The sequence below is a fragment of the Pseudoxanthomonas sp. LH2527 genome, assembly GCF_022539275.1.
In the GTDB taxonomy this organism is placed as follows: domain Bacteria; phylum Pseudomonadota; class Gammaproteobacteria; order Xanthomonadales; family Xanthomonadaceae; genus Pseudoxanthomonas_A.
This window is the reverse complement of the sequence record NZ_JAKZBW010000027.1, coordinates 44,580-59,701: the sequence shown is the minus strand read 5'-3', so window position 1 is coordinate 59,701 and position 15,122 is coordinate 44,580. Positions and strand designations below refer to the sequence as shown.

Here is a 15,122-nt window from a genome sequence, read left to right as displayed (position 1 = left end):
CGCCCGCGTGCCTCCACGCCGATCCTGGTGCTGGCCACCCTGGCCGTGGGCTACACGCTGTGGGCCGCGCAGGACCTGCTGCTGCCGGTGCTGCTGGCGATGTTCTTCGCGCTGGTCGGCAACCCCATCATCCGGGTGCTGCGCAGGCTCTACGTCCCGCGTTCGCTCGGCGCGCTGGTCGTGCTGCTCGGCGGCATGGCGGTCACCGGCCTGCTGGCGCAGAAGATGCTGCCCTCGGCGATGGAATGGGCGCAGCAGGCGCCGCGCGAGATGCGCCAGCTGGCGCCCAAGCTGCGCGAACTGACCAAGCCGGTGCAGGACGCGAACAAGGCGGCCGAGAACTTCGCCCGCGCCGCCGCCGGCGGACAGACCGGCCGCCAGCCGCAGATGGTGCAGGCCACCCCGGACGATCCCTACGGCAAGCTGCTGGCCACCCCGCGCGTGCTGGCCTCGCTGCTGGCGGTGGTGCTGCTGACGTTCTTCTTCATGGTCTACGGCGAGAACCTGCAGCGCAACGCGATCGCACTGCTGCCCGGGCGGCAGCAGAAGAAGTTCACCGTGGAGATCCTGCATTCGATCGAGCGCGAGGTGTCGCGCTACGTGCTGACCATCAGCATCATCAACACGGTGGTCGGCCTGGTGTTCGCCGGCGTGCTGTACCTGCTGGGCCTGCCGCTGGCCGAGGCGCTGCTGTGGGGCACGATGGCGGCGCTGCTCAACTTCGCGCCCTACGTGGGCCCGCTGATCGGGATGGTGTCGATGCTGCTGGTGGGCTTCATCAGTTTCGAGCAGCCGCTGCAGTCGATGCTGCCGGCGATCGCCTACCTGGTGCTGCACACGATCGAGGGACAGATCATCACCCCGATCATCCTGGGCCGGCGCATGGCGCTGTCGCCGCTGGTGCTGATCCTGGCGCTGATGCTGTTCGGCTGGTTGTGGGGCATCATCGGGCTGCTGCTGGCGGTGCCGCTGCTGGTATGCGTGAAGCTGGTGCTGGCGCGGGTGGAAGGCATGGAGGGCTGGGCGCGGCTGCTGGAGTGATCGCGGCGTCTTGAGCCCCTCCCTGCGCTGGAAGCCCCTCTCCCCGCGGGAGAGGGGTTGGGGTGAGGGCCAACGAAGTCCGCCTCTTCGATCCGCCCGTAGTAGCTCAAGCCCCTCTCCTCGCGGGAGAGGGGTTGGGGAGAGGGCCAACGAAGCCTGTTTCTTCGATCCGCCCGTAGTCGGCACCACATCCGCCTCGGCCTTTCACTTTTGATGGTCTTGCGGGAACTACTTTCTTGTCGGACACATGGTGCCGCTCGCCGCGGAGGCCCTACTTTTCTTTGCTTGTGCAAAGAAAAGTAGGCAAAAGAAAGCACACCCCGGCGGTCCGCCCGCCGCTGCGCGGCGGGTGCGCAGTCCCGGCGGGAATTTTCGTGCAGGGCATCCTGCCCTGTACGAAAACGGCGCACATCCTTGTGCGCCGCCCCTGTGGGGTTTTACCCGCCGTGACTGCCGGACCTCAGGGGGCCCAATAGCCAAAGCAGAAGCGTCCGCGCGCGCTGCAGTGTTGTTGCCCCTGCTTTTCGGGGTCCCCATGAGGCACGGCGAGTGGGCCGGGCAAAACCCGAAGGGCGCCGCCCCGGATGGGCGGCGTTTTCGTATGGCACAGGGATGTGCCTTACGAAAATTCGCGGCCCTCTCGCGGACCCTGCGCAAAGCGCGGGGCGTGCCGCCTGGGGCGTGTTTCTTTGGTTCCTTTCTTTGCACGAGCAAAGAAAGGAATGCCCCCGCGGCGAGCGGCACCATGTGCCCGACAAGAAAGTCCCGACCGCAAGGCCGTGGAACCAAAAGCCATCGCGGATTCGGTGCACACCATGGAGAGCTAAGACATGGACTTCGTTGGCCCTCTCCCCAACCCCTCTCCCGCAGGGAGAGGGGCTCAAGGCGCAGCGCTCTGGGCGTAACGCATGGCGCGTGCTTCTCTGTTTGCTCCCTTTGCACGAGCAAAGAAGCGCTGCTCGACAGCCGAATGGCCGGTTAAGGGACCCCTTCGCAGCAAAGGGCGCCCTTTTGTCCGACAGAAGAAACCATCCGCGAGGCCCTCTAGCCAGAGCGCCATCCCGGATGTGGTGGCAACTCGGGAAGCCTCCAGTCACCCACTTCGTTGGCCCTCTCCCCAACCCCTCTCCCGCAGGGAGAGGGGCTTGACCCGCGCCCGGTGACGGGGCAGCCCGCCGCCCGGGTGTAAAATCGGGCCGATGAGCTTCCCCGTCCGCGCCATCACCCTCGATCTCGACGACACCCTCTGGCCGTTCGCCCCCATCGGCGCACGGATCGAGCGCGTCCTCGACGACTGGCTGCGCCAGCACAGCCCCGCCACCGCTGCGATGTTCCCGGTCGAGCGCATGCGCGCCGTGCGCGAAGAGGTCTTCGCCGCGCATCCGCAGTACAAGCACGACCTCAGTCGGCTTCGGCGGGTGACGCTGGAACACGCCCTGCGCGAGAGCGGCGCCGACATGGCGCTGCTGGAACCGGCCTACGAGACCTTCTACGCCGCGCGCAACCAGGTGGAGTACTACCCCGACGCGCTGGATGCGCTGCAACGCATCGCCGCGCGCCTGCCCGTCGCCGCGGTGACCAACGGCAACGCCGACTTGCAGCGGATCGGGCTGGGCCATCTGTTCGTCCACCAGGTGCATTCGCGCGAGCACGGCGTGGCCAAGCCGGAGCCGGCGCTGTTCCATGTGGCCTGCGACCTGCTGGGCGTACCGCCCGGCGACGTGCTGCATGTCGGCGACCACATCGAGATGGACATCGTGGGCGCGGTGAACGCCGGCCTGCGCAGCTGCTGGATCAACCGTCCGGAAGACCACGACGGCACCGCCCGCGCATGGCCGCACGACACGCTGCGCCCGGACCTGGAATTCGCCACCCTCACCGCGCTGGCCGACTGGCTGGACGCGCATCCCGACTTCGCCACGGAACCTGCCGCCGCATGAGCGCCGCCCTCGCCTATACCGATTCCTCCGCCCACGCGCGTCCGCTGCATGTGCTGGAGCGTGCGCAGCTGGCCGAATGGCGCACCACGCAGTCGCCGGCGATCAACGCCTGGATAGACGCACAGAACTTCACCGCTTCGCCCGGATCGCTGCTCGCGCTGCCGGGCGAAGACGGCCTGGCAGGTGCGGTGATCGGCATCGGCGACGCGCTGGATCCGTATGCTTACGCGCATGCGCCGTTCGGCCTGCCGGCGGGCGACTGGCAGCTCGCCAGCGACCTGTCCGCCGATGCTCAGACTGCGCTCCAGCTCGGCTGGGGCCTGGGGAGCTACCGCTTCGACCGCTACAAGCAGCCGCCACGCAAGCCGGCACGACTGCTGCTGCCGCAGGCCGATGCCGAAGCGCTGGACCTGCTGGCCGCCAGCCTGCAGGTACGCGACCTGGTCAACACGCCGACCGAGCACATGGGGCCGGATGAACTGGAAGCGGCCGTGCGCGCGTTGGCCGCCGCGCACGGCGCCGAGGTGGAGGTGATCGCCGGCGACGCATTGCTCGCGCAGAACTTCCCCGCCATCCACGCGGTGGGTCGCGCCTCGCATCGTGCGCCGCGGCTGATCGCGCTGCGCTGGGGTGATGCCGCGCAGCCGCATGTCGCGCTGGTCGGCAAGGGCGTGTGCTTCGACACCGGCGGCCTGGACATCAAGCCGGCCGACGGCATGCGCAACATGAAGAAGGACATGGGCGGCGCCGCGCATGCCATTGCGCTGGCGCAGCTGGTGATGGCGCGCGCGCTGCCGGTGCGGCTGACGCTGCTTGTGCCGGCGGTGGAGAACGCGATCGGTCCCAACGCGTTCCGCCCCGGCGAAGTGATCGCCACGCGCAAGGGCGTCAGCGTCGAGATCGACAACACCGATGCCGAAGGCCGGGTGATCCTGTGCGATGCGCTGACCTATGCCGGCGAACAGGCGCCCGACCTGCTGCTGGATTTCGCCACCCTCACCGGCGCCGCGCGCATCGCGCTGGGCCCGGACCTGCCGGCGCTGTTCGCCAACGACGACGCCGTGGCCAACGACTGGATCGCCGCCGGCGAGCGCATGCGCGACCCGGTGTGGCGCATGCCGCTGTGGCGGCCGTACCTGCGCTACCTCACCAGCGGCATCGCCGACCTGGCCAACGCCGGCTCGCGCATGGCCGGTGCGGTCACCGCCGCGCTGTACCTGGAGCGCTTCGTGCCGGACGGGATGAAGTGGGCGCACCTGGACGTGTACGCCTGGAACGACAGCGACCGTGCGGGACGTCCCGCCGGCGGCGAAGCGCTGGCACTGCGCAGCGCGTACGCGATGTTGAAGGCGCGTTACGGCGCGTGAGCTTGCCTTCTGTAGGAGCGACGTAAGTCGCGACCAGACACCATCAGCGCTCGCGTAGTCCGGATCACGGGGTAGTGGACACGCAAGGCTTCGTGTCTATCGGATGGGGATGTGGTGCGGTTTCGGGCCTGCGGTCGCGACTTACGTCGCTCCTACAGAAGAGCGCGGCGGCGGGCGCTACAACCACCCCCGCTGGCGCGCCATCCGGTACGCCTCGATGCGATTGGCCACGCCGAGCTTGCCGATCGCTTCGGACAGGTAGTTGCGCACGGTGCCCTGCGAGAGGTTCAGCTGCCTGGCGATGTCGCCGGCCGACTGGCCTTCGCCGGCCAGCCGCAGCACCTGGCGTTCGCGGTCGTTGAGCGGGTCGGCGTCGGACCAGGCTTCCAGGGCGAGCTGGGGATCGATGGCGCGGCCGCCGCGATGGACCTTGCGCAATGCCTCGGCCAGGTCTTCGGCCGGCGCGTCCTTCAGCAGGTAGCCGGACACGCCGGCATCGAGCGCGCGACGCAGGAAACCGCCGCGCGCGAACGTGGTGACGATGACGACCTTGCACGGCAGCTCATGGCGCTGGATGCGCTGCGCCAGCTCCAGCCCGCTGAGGCCGGGCATCTCGATGTCGGTCACCAGCAGGTCGGGCTTCAGGCGCTGCAGCTCGCGCCACGCGGTCTCGCCATCGGGCGCACTGCCGACCACCTCGATGTCGCTCTCCATGCCCAGCAGCGCGGTCAACGCGCCACGCACCATGGCCTGGTCTTCGGCAAGCAGCACGCGGATCATCGGAAGGCCGGAAAGGAAGGATCGGGTGACACGCTAGCAAATCGGCCCATGAAAGTGGACCGCTCGTTGTAGGAGCGACGTAAGTCGCGACCGCCAAGCATCCATGTCCAGGCACGGGACGGAGAGGAAAAGCATCCCGCTGCGCGGCCAGGTTTCACGACCCGGAAAGCGTGAGGTCGCGACTCACGTCGCTCCTACAGCGGATTCTTCCGCTGCGGACACGACCTCCTCCCGCGACGGCAACGGCAGCGTGATCTCCACGCAGGTACCCTGCCGCAGCGTGGAGTCGATGCGCAGGCGGCCGCCGCGCGACTCCACCCGCTCGCGCATGCCGGACAGGCCGTTGCCGGGCACGGCGGCGCTGCCGACGCCGTTGTCGCGGATGCGCAGCTGCACGTGGTCACCTGTCGATGTCAGCGAGACCTCTGCCAGCGTGGCGCGGGCATGGCGCTGGATGTTGGTGACCGCTTCGCGCAGGGCCAGCGCCAGCACGGTTTCGAGATCCGCCGGCACCACCACCTCGTGCGCGTCGTAGCGCAGGGTGACGCCGTCGGACTCCAGCAGCAGTTTCGCCGACGCCAGTTCGGCTGCCAGCCCGGCGGCGCGGATGCCGGTGACCGCACGGCGGACCTGCGCCAGCGCATCGCGGGCGACGCGACTGACTTCGACGATCTCGTTGCGCGCGGCCTGCGGATCGCGCTCGATCAGCCGGCCGGCGAGGTCGGACTTCAACGCCACCAGCGACAGCGTGTGGCCAAGCAGGTCGTGCAGGTCGCGACCGATGCGCTCGCGTTCGGCCAGCGCGGCCAGCCGGCGGACTTCCTCATGCGAGAGCTTCAGCTCGGCGCGCTTGCGCACCGTTTCGGACTGGAAGTAGTTGCCGGTGAACACCGCCACCGAGATGATCGCGGTCAGCACCGGCACGAACACCGGAAACGCCAGCCACGACGACAGTCCGTAGTAGGCGCCCAGCAACACCGCCAGCATGGCCAGCCGCGTCCACAGCGAACCCGGCAGCAGCGCGACGAACGCGGCCGCATAGATGATGTAGGTGTTGGAGAACGCATTGGACGCCATCAGGCCGTAGCCGAGCGCGGCGATGCCGAACGTGCACAGCACCCGCGTCATCGCGCTGCCGCGGTAGGCGAGGAAGTACATCGGCAGGAACACCACGATCGACGCCAGCGTCGGCCACAGGCGCCACTGCAGGCGGCCACCCCAGTCGCCGCCGGACGGCACCAGCACTGGCATGAACAGGAACAGCAGATAGCCCAGCAGCAGCACCGGCATCCAGCCCAGGCCCAGCGCCTCCGGCACCAGGGCGTCGCGCAGGCGGGTGAGCGTGCGCAGCAGCGGGGAAGAGGACAGGCTCATCGACGACTCCTTGTACCGGCAGGCCGGTTCATTGCACCAGCCGATGGCGGGCCAGCAGGAAGAACACCGCCGTGACCGCGAGCAGGACAGCGAGGTGGACCCACAACGGACCGTCGACGTCGACGCCGACGATGGCCTGCGCGATCTGCGCCAGATGATACGCCGGCCATGCAGGCGCCACCGACTGCAGGAACGACGGCAGCATGTCCAGCGGCACCCACAGGCCCGACAGGAAGGCCATCGGCAGGTAGATCAGGTTGATCACGGCCGGCGCGCCGCGTCCACTCACCCGCGTACCCAGCCACAGGCCGAGCGCGCTGAAGGGCAGCACGCCCACCAGGCAGGTCGCCACCAGCGCCAGCCACTGCAGCGCCGACAGCCGCACACCGGCCACGCCGATCGCCAGCGCAGCGAGCAGCAGCAGGATGATGGCGCCGAACAACACCGCCATCGCCATCTTCGCCACCAGGTATGCGCCCGGCGGCATCGGCTGCGCGCGCTTCAGCGTCAGCAGGCCCTGTTCGCGGTCCAGCGCCACGGTCACGCCGAAGCCGAACAGCGCCACGCCCATCACGCCGAACACGCTGTAGCCAGCCAGCAGGTAGGTTGCCGCGGCGGGCCCGCCCTTGCCGCCCAGCAGCACGCCGAACAGCAGGTAGAACACCGGCGGGAACAGCAGGCATGGCACCGAGAACGAGGGCGTGCGCAGCAGGCGCAGGAATTCATAGCGCGCTTCCAGCAGGTAGGCGCGCGTGGAGGAGAACGGAACGGGGGCGGCGGCGTCCATCAGGCGGCTTCCTTCTGCGTGGCATCACGGGTGAGGGCGAGGAAGGCATCGGCCAGGCCGGCGCGCTGCACTTCCAGGTCGGACAACGCGGCGTCTTCGGCCAGCAGGCGGCGCACGACCGGCTCGGCGGCCTCGGCCACGATCTCCAGCCGCTCACCGTCGCGCTGCGCCAGTTGCACGCCCGGCCAGCCCTGCACCAGGGCCGCGGGCAGCGCGCTGGTGCAGCGGATGCGGCGTTGCGCGACGGTCGCGCGGATCTGCGCCACCGAGCCCTCCGCGATCACGCGCCCGTGGTTGACCACCACCACGCGGTCGGCCAGCGCTTCGGCTTCTTCCAGATAGTGGGTGGTCAACAGCACCGCGCAACCCTGCGCACGCAGTTCGCGGATCGCCTTCCACAGCGTCTGCCGCGCATCAATGTCGAGCCCGGTGGTGGGTTCGTCGAGGAACAGCAGCTCGGGCCGGCCGCAGACGGCCATCGCGAACTGCACGCGTCGCTGCTGGCCACCGGAGAGCTGGCCGTAGCGACGCGCCATCAGGCCATCGAGCCCGGCCAGCGCGACCAGATCGGCCACGCTGCGCGGTTGCGGGTAGTAGCTGCGCGTCAGGTCGATCAGCTCGCGCACCTTCAGCGTGTCCGGGATGGCGGCGCTCTGCAGCATCACCCCGGCACGGCGACGCGCCGGCAGCGATTGCGGCGGCAGGCCGAACAGCTCGGCGGTGCCGGCATCGGCGCGCTGCAGGCCAAGCAGCAGGCTGATGGCCGTGGACTTGCCGGCGCCGTTCGGGCCGAGCAGCGCGAGCACCTGGCCGGCCGGCAGCACCAGGTCCAGGCCATCCAGTGCCAGCGTCTTGCCATAGTGGTGGCGGACGCCGCGCAGGCGGGCCAGTGGTGCGGAGGTGGGGCGTGCGGTGTTCATGCGAGCGTCTCGCCGGAGGGTGCCGCCATGCTGCCGCTCCCCGCGTGGCGTGATGAGTGCGGCTTCTCAGGCGAATCAGGTGACAGGTGTCACTGGGCTGCGGCACGCCGCTGGCCCAGGATGCACCCCGTGGCAGGCCGGGGACCGCCCTCGCCGCACGAAGTGACTTCCGGCAACTAGGCTTCCGTTACCCTTGCTGGTCACACTTCCCCGCATTCACCGTCTGGATACGCATGAACACGTCTGCCGACCTGCTGAAGGAACTCCGCATCGACCGCAAGGCGCCGCCACCGGCACCGCCCTCGCGCCGCGGCCTGTGGATCACGCTGGGCGTGGTGGTCGTGCTGCTGGCGCTGGCCGCCGCCGCGTGGGCACTGCTCGGCCGCGAGAAGCCGCTGGAAGTGCGCACCGCGCCGACGGTGGCGCTGGGCAACGGCGGTGCCGCGGCCTCGGTGCTGGACGCTTCCGGGTACGTGGTCGCGCGACGCATGGCCACGGTGTCAGCCAAGATCACCGGCAAGGTGCGCGAGGTGCTGATCGAGGAAGGCATGAAGGTCGAAGCGGGCCAGGTGATGGCCACGCTGGACCCGGTCGACGCCGACGCCAGCCGTGCGCTGTCGCAGGCGCAGGTCGAATCGGCGCGCTCGCAGGTGGCCAACGTGCAGGCGCAGCTGACCGATGCCGAGGCCAACGCACGCCGGCTGTCCACGCTGGTGGAGCAGCAACTGGTGGCGCGTTCGCAGTACGACCAGGCGATCGCCGGCCGCGATGCCCTGCGCGCGCAACTGCAGGCCGCGCAGCGCAACGTCACCGTCGCCAGCCGCAGCCTGGACATCTCCGACAACGGCGTGGACAACACCATCGTGCGTGCGCCGTTCGCCGGCGTGGTGATCGCCAAGGCCGCGCAGCCGGGCGAGATCGTCTCGCCGCTGGCGACCGGCGGCTTCACCCGCACCGGCATCGGCACCATCGTCGACATGGAGTCGCTGGAAGTGGAAGTGGAGGTCAACGAGTCCTTCATCGGCCGCGTGCAGCCGAAGATGCCGATCCAGGCCACGCTCAACGCCTATCCCGACTGGCAGATCCCCGGCGAAGTCATCGCCATCATCCCCACCGCCGACCGCAGCAAGGCGACGGTGAAGGTGCGCGTGGCGCTGGGCCAGAAGGACCCGCGCATCGTGCCGGACATGGGCGTGCGGGTGAGCTTCCTGGAAGCCGCCAAACCGCAGCAGGCCGAACAGCCCAAGGGCGTGCGCGCACCGGGTGCCGCCGTGGTCGAACGCGAGGGCGCGCAGGTGGCCTTCGTGGTCGGCGACGACGACACCGTGCAGCAGCGCCGCCTGAAGGTGGCTGGCAAGCTGGGCGACGACGTGCAGGTCACCGACGGACTGCAGGCCGGCGAAACCGTCGTGCTGGATCCGCCCACCGAACTGAAGGACGGCGCCAAGGTCGTGCTGGCCGACGACGCCGAGTAAGGCCCGCTGAAACGGCGCGCGTGAGGAAACCCACGCTGCGACGAATCATCGGGGAGTGGCTGGTCGCTTTCGCTCTTGCTTGACGGGGCCCCTTGAGGTCCGGCTGGCACGGCAGGTCAAACCCCGCAGGGGCGGCGCACAGGAAGTGCGCCGTTTCCGGATGACACAGGACGTGTCTTCCGGAAATTCCTGCCGGGACTGCGAACCCGCCACGTGTGGCGGGCGGACCGCCGGGGTGTGTTTCTTTTGGTTCCTTTTCTTTGCACAAGCAAAGAAAAGGGACGCCCCGCGGCGAGCGCACCAAGATGACACGCCATACGGGCAAGACAGCAACGCGCAAAGACCACGTCCAGCGAACCAACGCCAACGTGTCGAGAGCCGGTTACCCGTTTCGTCGCACGAAATAACCGCACGATCCATCGATCAGGCCAGACCCCGTACTGATCGTCCCGATGATCACCGTCCCGCCTGCGCCATCTCACGAACCGCACCGAAGGAAAACGCCCATGTCCTCCCTGGTTTCCATCCGCAACCTCACCAAGACCTACCAGCGCGGCCCCGAGCAGGTGCAGGTGCTGCACGGCATCGACCTGGACATCCCGCACGGCGACTTCGTCGCGCTGATGGGGCCGTCCGGCTCGGGCAAGACCACGCTGCTCAACCTGATCGGCGGGCTGGACACGCCCACCGGCGGCGAAATCGAGATCGAGGGCCAGCGCATCGACCGCATGAACGATGGCCAGCTCGCGCACTGGCGCAGCTCGCACGTCGGCTTCGTCTTCCAGTTCTACAACCTGATGCCCACGCTGACCGCGCAGCGCAATGTCGAACTGCCGCTGCTGCTGACCAAGCTCGGCGGTGCGCAGCGCAAGCGCAACGCGGAAATCGCGCTGCAGCTGGTCGGCCTGGCGGACCGCAAGTCGCACCGCCCCAATGAACTGTCCGGCGGTCAGCAGCAGCGCGTGGCCATCGCCCGCGCCATCGTCTCGGACCCGACCTTCCTGATCTGCGACGAACCGACCGGCGACCTCGACCGCCAGTCGGCCGAGGACATCCTCAACCTGCTGCAGATGCTCAACAAGGAACACGGCAAGACCATCATCATGGTCACGCACGATCCCAAGGCCGCCGAGTACGCCACCCACACCATCCACCTGGACAAGGGCGAGCTGGCCGACGCCCCGGTCGGCGCGCACTGACCGGAGCCAGCCATGAAATATTTCTCGCTGATATGGTCGGCACTGTTCCGCAGCAAGACGCGCACCGCGTTGACGCTGCTGTCGGTGGTGGCGGCCTTCCTGCTGTTTGGTCTGCTGGACTCGGTGCGCGTGGCGTTCACCTCGGGAGGCGGCGTCGCCGGCGCTGACCGTCTGGTGGTGTCCTCGCGCCTGTCGCTCACGCAGATGCTGCCGTTGAACCTGGAGCAGAAGATCGCATCGACCTCCGGCGTCAAGCGCGTCGCCTACGCCGCCTGGTTCGGCGGCATCTACAAGGACCCGCGGAATTTCTTCCCCAACTTCTCCGTCAGCGAAAACTACCTGTCGCTGTATCCGGAGTACGTCATCTCCGACGCCCAGATGAAGGCCTGGCAGAATGATCGCACCGGCGCCATCGTCGGCGATTCGCTGGCCAAGAAGTTCGGCTGGAAGATCGGCGACACCATCCCGCTGCAGGCGACCATCTTCCCGCAGAAGGATGGCAGCAACGCGTGGCCACTCACCCTGCGCGGCACCTTCGTCGTCGCCGACGACAAGAAGAAGGGCGAAGAGAACCAGCTGCTGTTCCACTGGAAGTACTTCGACGAGGCCAACCAGTACGTCAACGGCCAGGTCGGCTGGTACATGGTGAAACTGGACAACGTGGACCATGCCACGCGGGTGGCCAAGGCCATCGATGCGATCTCGGAGAACTCCGACCGCGAGACCAAGTCGCAGACCGAGCAGGCGTTCAACCAGTCGTTCCTCAAGCAGTTCGCCGACATCGGCTTCATCGTCACCGCCATCATGGGCGCGGTGTTCTTCACCCTGCTGCTGTTGACCGGCAACACCATGGCGCAGGCCGTGCGCGACCGCGTGCCGGAGCTGGCCATCCTGAAGACGCTGGGCTTCACCAACGGCAGCGTGATGGCGCTGGTGATGGCCGAGTCGGTGCTGCTGGTGGTGCTGGGTGGCCTGATCGGCATGGGGCTGGCGGCGATCATGGTGCCGGTGCTGGCCGCCCTGACCGGCGGCGCGCTGCCGGTCGGCGCCATTCCGGCCGAAACCTGGGCGATGGGCCTGGCCCTGATGGTGGGCATCGGTCTGGTGGTGGGGGCCTTGCCCTCGCTGCGCGCGATGCGCCTGAAGATCGTCGATGCGCTGGCTGGCCGCTGAGGAGATGACGTCATGAAGAAGAATTTCTGGATCGGCAACCTGATCGCCGTGGTCTGCATCATCGTGGGACTGGTCGCGTGGATCATGTTGCCCTGGCAGGGCGTGCTGGCCGGCGTCGTGCTGCTGGCCTTGTGGCTGGCCTTCACCCGCACCGGCCGCGTCGCGCTGGCGGCCACCCGTATCGGCATCGCCAGTCTTCCCCAGCGCTGGGGTGCGTCGTCGGTGATCATCGTCGGCATCGCCGGCGTGGTCGGCGTGCTGGTCGCGATGCTGGCGATGGGCGCGGGCTTCGAGGCCACGCTCAAGCAGACCGGCAACGAGACCACCGCCATCCTGCTTCGTGGCGGTTCGCAGGCGGAAACCAATTCCGTCATCACGCGCGACCAGTCGCCCCTGATCGGCAGCCTTCCCGGCATCGCCAGGGACTCACAGGGTCGTGCGGTGGTGTCGGGCGAGCTTTCCCAGGTGGTCAACCTGCCGACCGCCAGCAGCGGCGAGGATGCGAATGCGCAGTTCCGCGGCGTCAGTGACGCGGCATGGACCATCCGGCCGAACATCAAGATCGTCGAGGGCCGCAAGTTCAACGTCGGCGTACGCGAGATCGTGGTGGGCCAGGGTGCGAAAGGCCAGTATCGCGGCCTCGACGTAGGCAAGACCATCAAGCTGGGCAACCAGGACTGGACGGTCGTAGGCGTGTTTGCCGCCGGCGATGCGTTCGACTCGGAGCTGTGGACGGACATCGAGACTCTGTCGTCGGCGTACGACCGGCGCGCCTATCAGTCCGTCACCGTCGGGCTGGACGGCAAGGACGGCTTCGCCAAACTGAAAGCCGCGCTCGAGGACGATCCGCGCCTGAAGCTGGATGTGCAGACCACGCAGGACTACTACTCCAAGCAGACACGGCAGCTGACCACGATCATCAAGTGGCTCAGCATCATCATCGGCGCGATCATGGCGATCGGCGCGGTGTTCGGCGCGCTCAACACCATGTACGCCGCCGTCGCGGGGCGTGCGCGCGAGATCGCCACCATGCGGGCGATCGGCTTCCGCGGCCTGCCGGTGGTGATGGCGGTGATGCTGGAGACGATGCTGCTGGCGCTGCTCGGCGGCGTCCTGGGCGGGTTGATCGCCTGGGCTATCTTCAACGGCTACAGCGTGGCCACGCTGGGCAGCAACTTCAGCCAGGTGGTGTTCCAGTTCAAGGTCACGCCGGAGCTGTTGTGGAGCGGCCTGAAGTGGGCGCTCGGCATCGGCCTGGTCGGTGGCCTGTTCCCGGCGCTGCGGGCGGCGCGGTTGCCGATCACGCAGGCACTGCGCGCGATCTGAGGCGGATCAACGGGGCGCCGGCGGATGCCGGCGCCTTGTCGCGTTCAAGCATCAAGCCATCCCTTCGCGATGGCCGCGGCGATGTCATCCGGCGTATCGATATCGTGCGCCAGTTCGGGCGCTTCACAGGCGATGACGTCCGCATCCGTCGCGTTGAGCACATCGCGCAGTCCACGATCGCCCTGCACCGCCAGTGCAGCACGCAGCATCGCCGCTGCGACGACGGCGGGAATACCGACGCGATCACCCAGACGCGTCGCCGCACATCCCGACGATGCCCGACGGGAGGCCTCCAGCAACGCCAGAAGATGGGCGACCTCCAGCGCGGGTTGATCGCAGGTCAGCAGCAGGGTCGCATCTGCATGCGTGGCGAGCGCCCCCGCGGCGGCGCGCACGCTCCCGGCCAGACCCGCGCGCCATTGCGTGTTGACCACGCATTCCACGGGCAGATCGCTCACGGCGCGGGCGACATCGTCCGCCTGCGCCCCCACGACCACCAGCACGCGCGACGCGCCGGAGGCCAGCGCCAGTCGCGCCGCACGATGCACCAGCGTTTCGCCCTCGCGCGTCAGCAGTTGTTTCGGTCGTCCCAGCCGCGTGCTGCCACCGGCCGCCAGCACGACCGCGGCATGCGACCCGCTCACGCCGGCTCGCCGTGATGCCAGGCCTGCAGCTGCGCGGCGATGCTCAGCGCGATGGCTTCCGGTCCCTGCCCGCCGAGCTTCAGTCCGATGGGCGAACGCAGCCGCGGCAGCAATGCGCCGTGCAGCGCGGACGGAATCACCCGCAGCAAGTCCTCGCGCCGCCGCACCGGACCGAGCAGGCCGATGAACGCGACATCGGTCTGCGCCAGCGCCACCAGCGCTTCGCGGTCGTGTTCGAAATGATGGTGCATCACCAGCGCCGCATCGGGCGCAGGCCGCAACGTGGCGAGTGCATCCTCCGGCGACTGCATGCACCACGCGTCGGCGACCTCGTCGTCTGGAATCCAGCGCGCGCGCCGCTCCACCACGGTGACATGCCACCCGAGCTGGCGCAGCCACGCCACCAGCATCCGCGTTTCGGGACCTGCACCGAAGATCGCCACGCGCGGCGGGGGCGGCAGCTTCACCTCGCCCACCACGTCGACCGTAGCGGAGCCGGCGATCGGCAGCGTCCACGCCTTCCGCATGTCGCCGACCTGCGCGGACACGCCGCCGTCGGCCGACAGCCGCAGCGACAGCGGGCCGGCGCCCCGCCACCACGCCTGCACCACCTGCGCCCAGCCCGGCAGGCGGTCGAGCGGCAGCAGTGCCAGGTGCAGGCGGCCGCGACAGCCGACCGCCGAACCGGCCAGCAGGTCTTCGTCATCGCGCGTGTCGATGTCCATCGCATCCAGATGCCCGGCCGCCACCGCATGCCGTGCGCGGCGTGCGATCTCCGGCTCCAGGCAACCGCCGCTGAGCCAGCCGGTCTGCGTATCGTCGGCGGCGAACACGGCCATCGCGCCCTGCCGCACGTACGTCGAGCCCTCGGTGGCGACGACGACGACGAGCGCGGCGCCGTCGCCGGCCTCGCTGGCGCGCGCGGAAACTTCCAGTGGATGACGATGGACCGACATGCGCACCACGATGGCGCAAGCACGGGGCCGAAGGCAACGCCTCGCTTGCGCGTCGGGGCATCGGGCAAGCATTGCGCAGGATCGTGCAAGCCGCGACGCACGGTTTCACTGGCAGGCCACGTGGGCACGGAGTATCGTCG

At 68.7% G+C, this 15,122-nt stretch carries 13 protein-coding genes; 7 read left to right on the top strand and 6 right to left on the bottom strand.

Annotated features, from left to right (window positions below; genetic code table 11):
* Positions 1–21 precede the first annotated feature (21 nt).
* From MMG85_RS14615 to MMG85_RS14605, 3 genes are all read left to right on the top strand, one after another.
* Positions 22–1,041, top strand: a complete 1,020-nt coding sequence (locus tag MMG85_RS14615) for an AI-2E family transporter (RefSeq protein WP_241046685.1) — start codon at positions 22–24, stop codon at positions 1,039–1,041.
* Between the two features lie 1,199 nt (positions 1,042–2,240).
* Positions 2,241–2,981: an HAD-IA family hydrolase gene (locus MMG85_RS14610; protein WP_241046683.1), complete on the top strand. Its 741-nt coding sequence runs from the start codon at positions 2,241–2,243 to the stop codon at positions 2,979–2,981.
* Positions 2,978–4,348 carry a leucyl aminopeptidase family protein gene (locus tag MMG85_RS14605; RefSeq protein ID WP_241046682.1) on the top strand — a complete coding sequence of 457 codons (1,371 nt, stop codon included), beginning with the start codon at positions 2,978–2,980 and terminating at the stop codon, positions 4,346–4,348. The genes MMG85_RS14610 and MMG85_RS14605 overlap by 4 nt, the downstream gene beginning before the upstream one ends.
* Positions 4,349–4,525: 177 nt before the next feature.
* Here the strand turns inward: MMG85_RS14605 and MMG85_RS14600 are convergent, their stop codons facing one another.
* The 4 genes from MMG85_RS14600 to MMG85_RS14585 form a co-directional block, all read right to left on the bottom strand.
* Positions 4,526–5,128 carry a response regulator transcription factor gene (locus tag MMG85_RS14600; protein WP_241046681.1) on the bottom strand — a complete coding sequence of 201 codons (603 nt, stop codon included), beginning with the start codon at positions 5,126–5,128 and terminating at the stop codon, positions 4,526–4,528.
* 183 nt (positions 5,129–5,311) lie between these two features.
* Complete coding sequence (locus tag MMG85_RS14595) at positions 5,312–6,502, bottom strand: sensor histidine kinase (RefSeq protein WP_241046680.1); 1,191 nt, start codon at positions 6,500–6,502, stop codon at positions 5,312–5,314.
* A 28-nt stretch (positions 6,503–6,530) separates the two neighbouring features.
* Complete coding sequence (locus MMG85_RS14590; protein ID WP_241046679.1) at positions 6,531–7,289, bottom strand: ABC transporter permease; 759 nt, start codon at positions 7,287–7,289, stop codon at positions 6,531–6,533.
* Positions 7,289–8,209, bottom strand: a complete 921-nt coding sequence (locus MMG85_RS14585) for an ABC transporter ATP-binding protein (protein WP_241046678.1) — start codon at positions 8,207–8,209, stop codon at positions 7,289–7,291. Before MMG85_RS14585 ends, MMG85_RS14590 begins: the two co-directional genes overlap by 1 nt.
* Before the next feature lie 233 nt (positions 8,210–8,442).
* On the opposite strand from MMG85_RS14585, the gene MMG85_RS14580 reads away from it, so the two are divergent.
* The 4 genes from MMG85_RS14580 (at position 8,443) to MMG85_RS14565 (ending at position 13,382) form a co-directional block, all read left to right on the top strand.
* Entirely contained in the window at positions 8,443–9,684 is a 1,242-nt protein-coding gene (locus MMG85_RS14580) for an efflux RND transporter periplasmic adaptor subunit (protein WP_241046677.1), read from the top strand.
* Positions 9,685–10,190: 506 nt separating this feature from the next.
* Positions 10,191–10,883: an ABC transporter ATP-binding protein gene (locus tag MMG85_RS14575; protein ID WP_241046676.1), complete on the top strand. Its 693-nt coding sequence runs from the start codon at positions 10,191–10,193 to the stop codon at positions 10,881–10,883.
* 12 nt (positions 10,884–10,895) lie between these two features.
* Complete coding sequence (locus tag MMG85_RS14570; protein ID WP_241046675.1) at positions 10,896–12,056, top strand: FtsX-like permease family protein; 1,161 nt, start codon at positions 10,896–10,898, stop codon at positions 12,054–12,056.
* A gap of 12 nt (positions 12,057–12,068) precedes the next feature.
* Entirely contained in the window at positions 12,069–13,382 is a 1,314-nt protein-coding gene (locus MMG85_RS14565; RefSeq protein ID WP_241046674.1) for an ABC transporter permease, read from the top strand.
* A 44-nt stretch (positions 13,383–13,426) separates the two neighbouring features.
* Here the strand turns inward: MMG85_RS14565 and MMG85_RS14560 are convergent, their stop codons facing one another.
* Complete coding sequence (locus MMG85_RS14560) at positions 13,427–14,002, bottom strand: nucleotidyltransferase family protein (RefSeq protein ID WP_241046673.1); 576 nt, start codon at positions 14,000–14,002, stop codon at positions 13,427–13,429.
* A gap of 20 nt (positions 14,003–14,022) precedes the next feature.
* Positions 14,023–14,982, bottom strand: coding sequence for an XdhC/CoxI family protein (locus MMG85_RS14555; protein WP_241046672.1), 960 nt, complete (start codon positions 14,980–14,982; stop codon positions 14,023–14,025).
* Between the last annotated feature and the right edge of the window lie 140 nt (positions 14,983–15,122).

Excerpts from the sequence above, each read along its gene's own strand:
- MMG85_RS14610 (WP_241046683.1), top strand. The coding sequence starts at position 2,241 with ATGAGCTTCCCCGTCCGCGCCATCACCCTCGATCTCGACGACACCCTC.
- MMG85_RS14605 (WP_241046682.1), top strand. The coding sequence starts at position 2,978 with ATGAGCGCCGCCCTCGCCTATACCGATTCCTCCGCCCACGCGCGTCCG.
- MMG85_RS14570 (WP_241046675.1), top strand. The coding sequence starts at position 10,896 with ATGAAATATTTCTCGCTGATATGGTCGGCACTGTTCCGCAGCAAGACG.
- MMG85_RS14585 (WP_241046678.1), bottom strand. The coding sequence starts at position 8,209 with ATGAACACCGCACGCCCCACCTCCGCACCACTGGCCCGCCTGCGCGGC.
- MMG85_RS14595 (WP_241046680.1), bottom strand. The coding sequence starts at position 6,502 with ATGAGCCTGTCCTCTTCCCCGCTGCTGCGCACGCTCACCCGCCTGCGC.
- MMG85_RS14600 (WP_241046681.1), bottom strand. The coding sequence starts at position 5,128 with ATGATCCGCGTGCTGCTTGCCGAAGACCAGGCCATGGTGCGTGGCGCG.
- MMG85_RS14565 (WP_241046674.1), top strand. The coding sequence starts at position 12,069 with ATGAAGAAGAATTTCTGGATCGGCAACCTGATCGCCGTGGTCTGCATC.
- MMG85_RS14575 (WP_241046676.1), top strand. The coding sequence starts at position 10,191 with ATGTCCTCCCTGGTTTCCATCCGCAACCTCACCAAGACCTACCAGCGC.
- MMG85_RS14580 (WP_241046677.1), top strand. The coding sequence starts at position 8,443 with ATGAACACGTCTGCCGACCTGCTGAAGGAACTCCGCATCGACCGCAAG.
- MMG85_RS14555 (WP_241046672.1), bottom strand. The coding sequence starts at position 14,982 with ATGTCGGTCCATCGTCATCCACTGGAAGTTTCCGCGCGCGCCAGCGAG.
- MMG85_RS14590 (WP_241046679.1), bottom strand. The coding sequence starts at position 7,289 with ATGGACGCCGCCGCCCCCGTTCCGTTCTCCTCCACGCGCGCCTACCTG.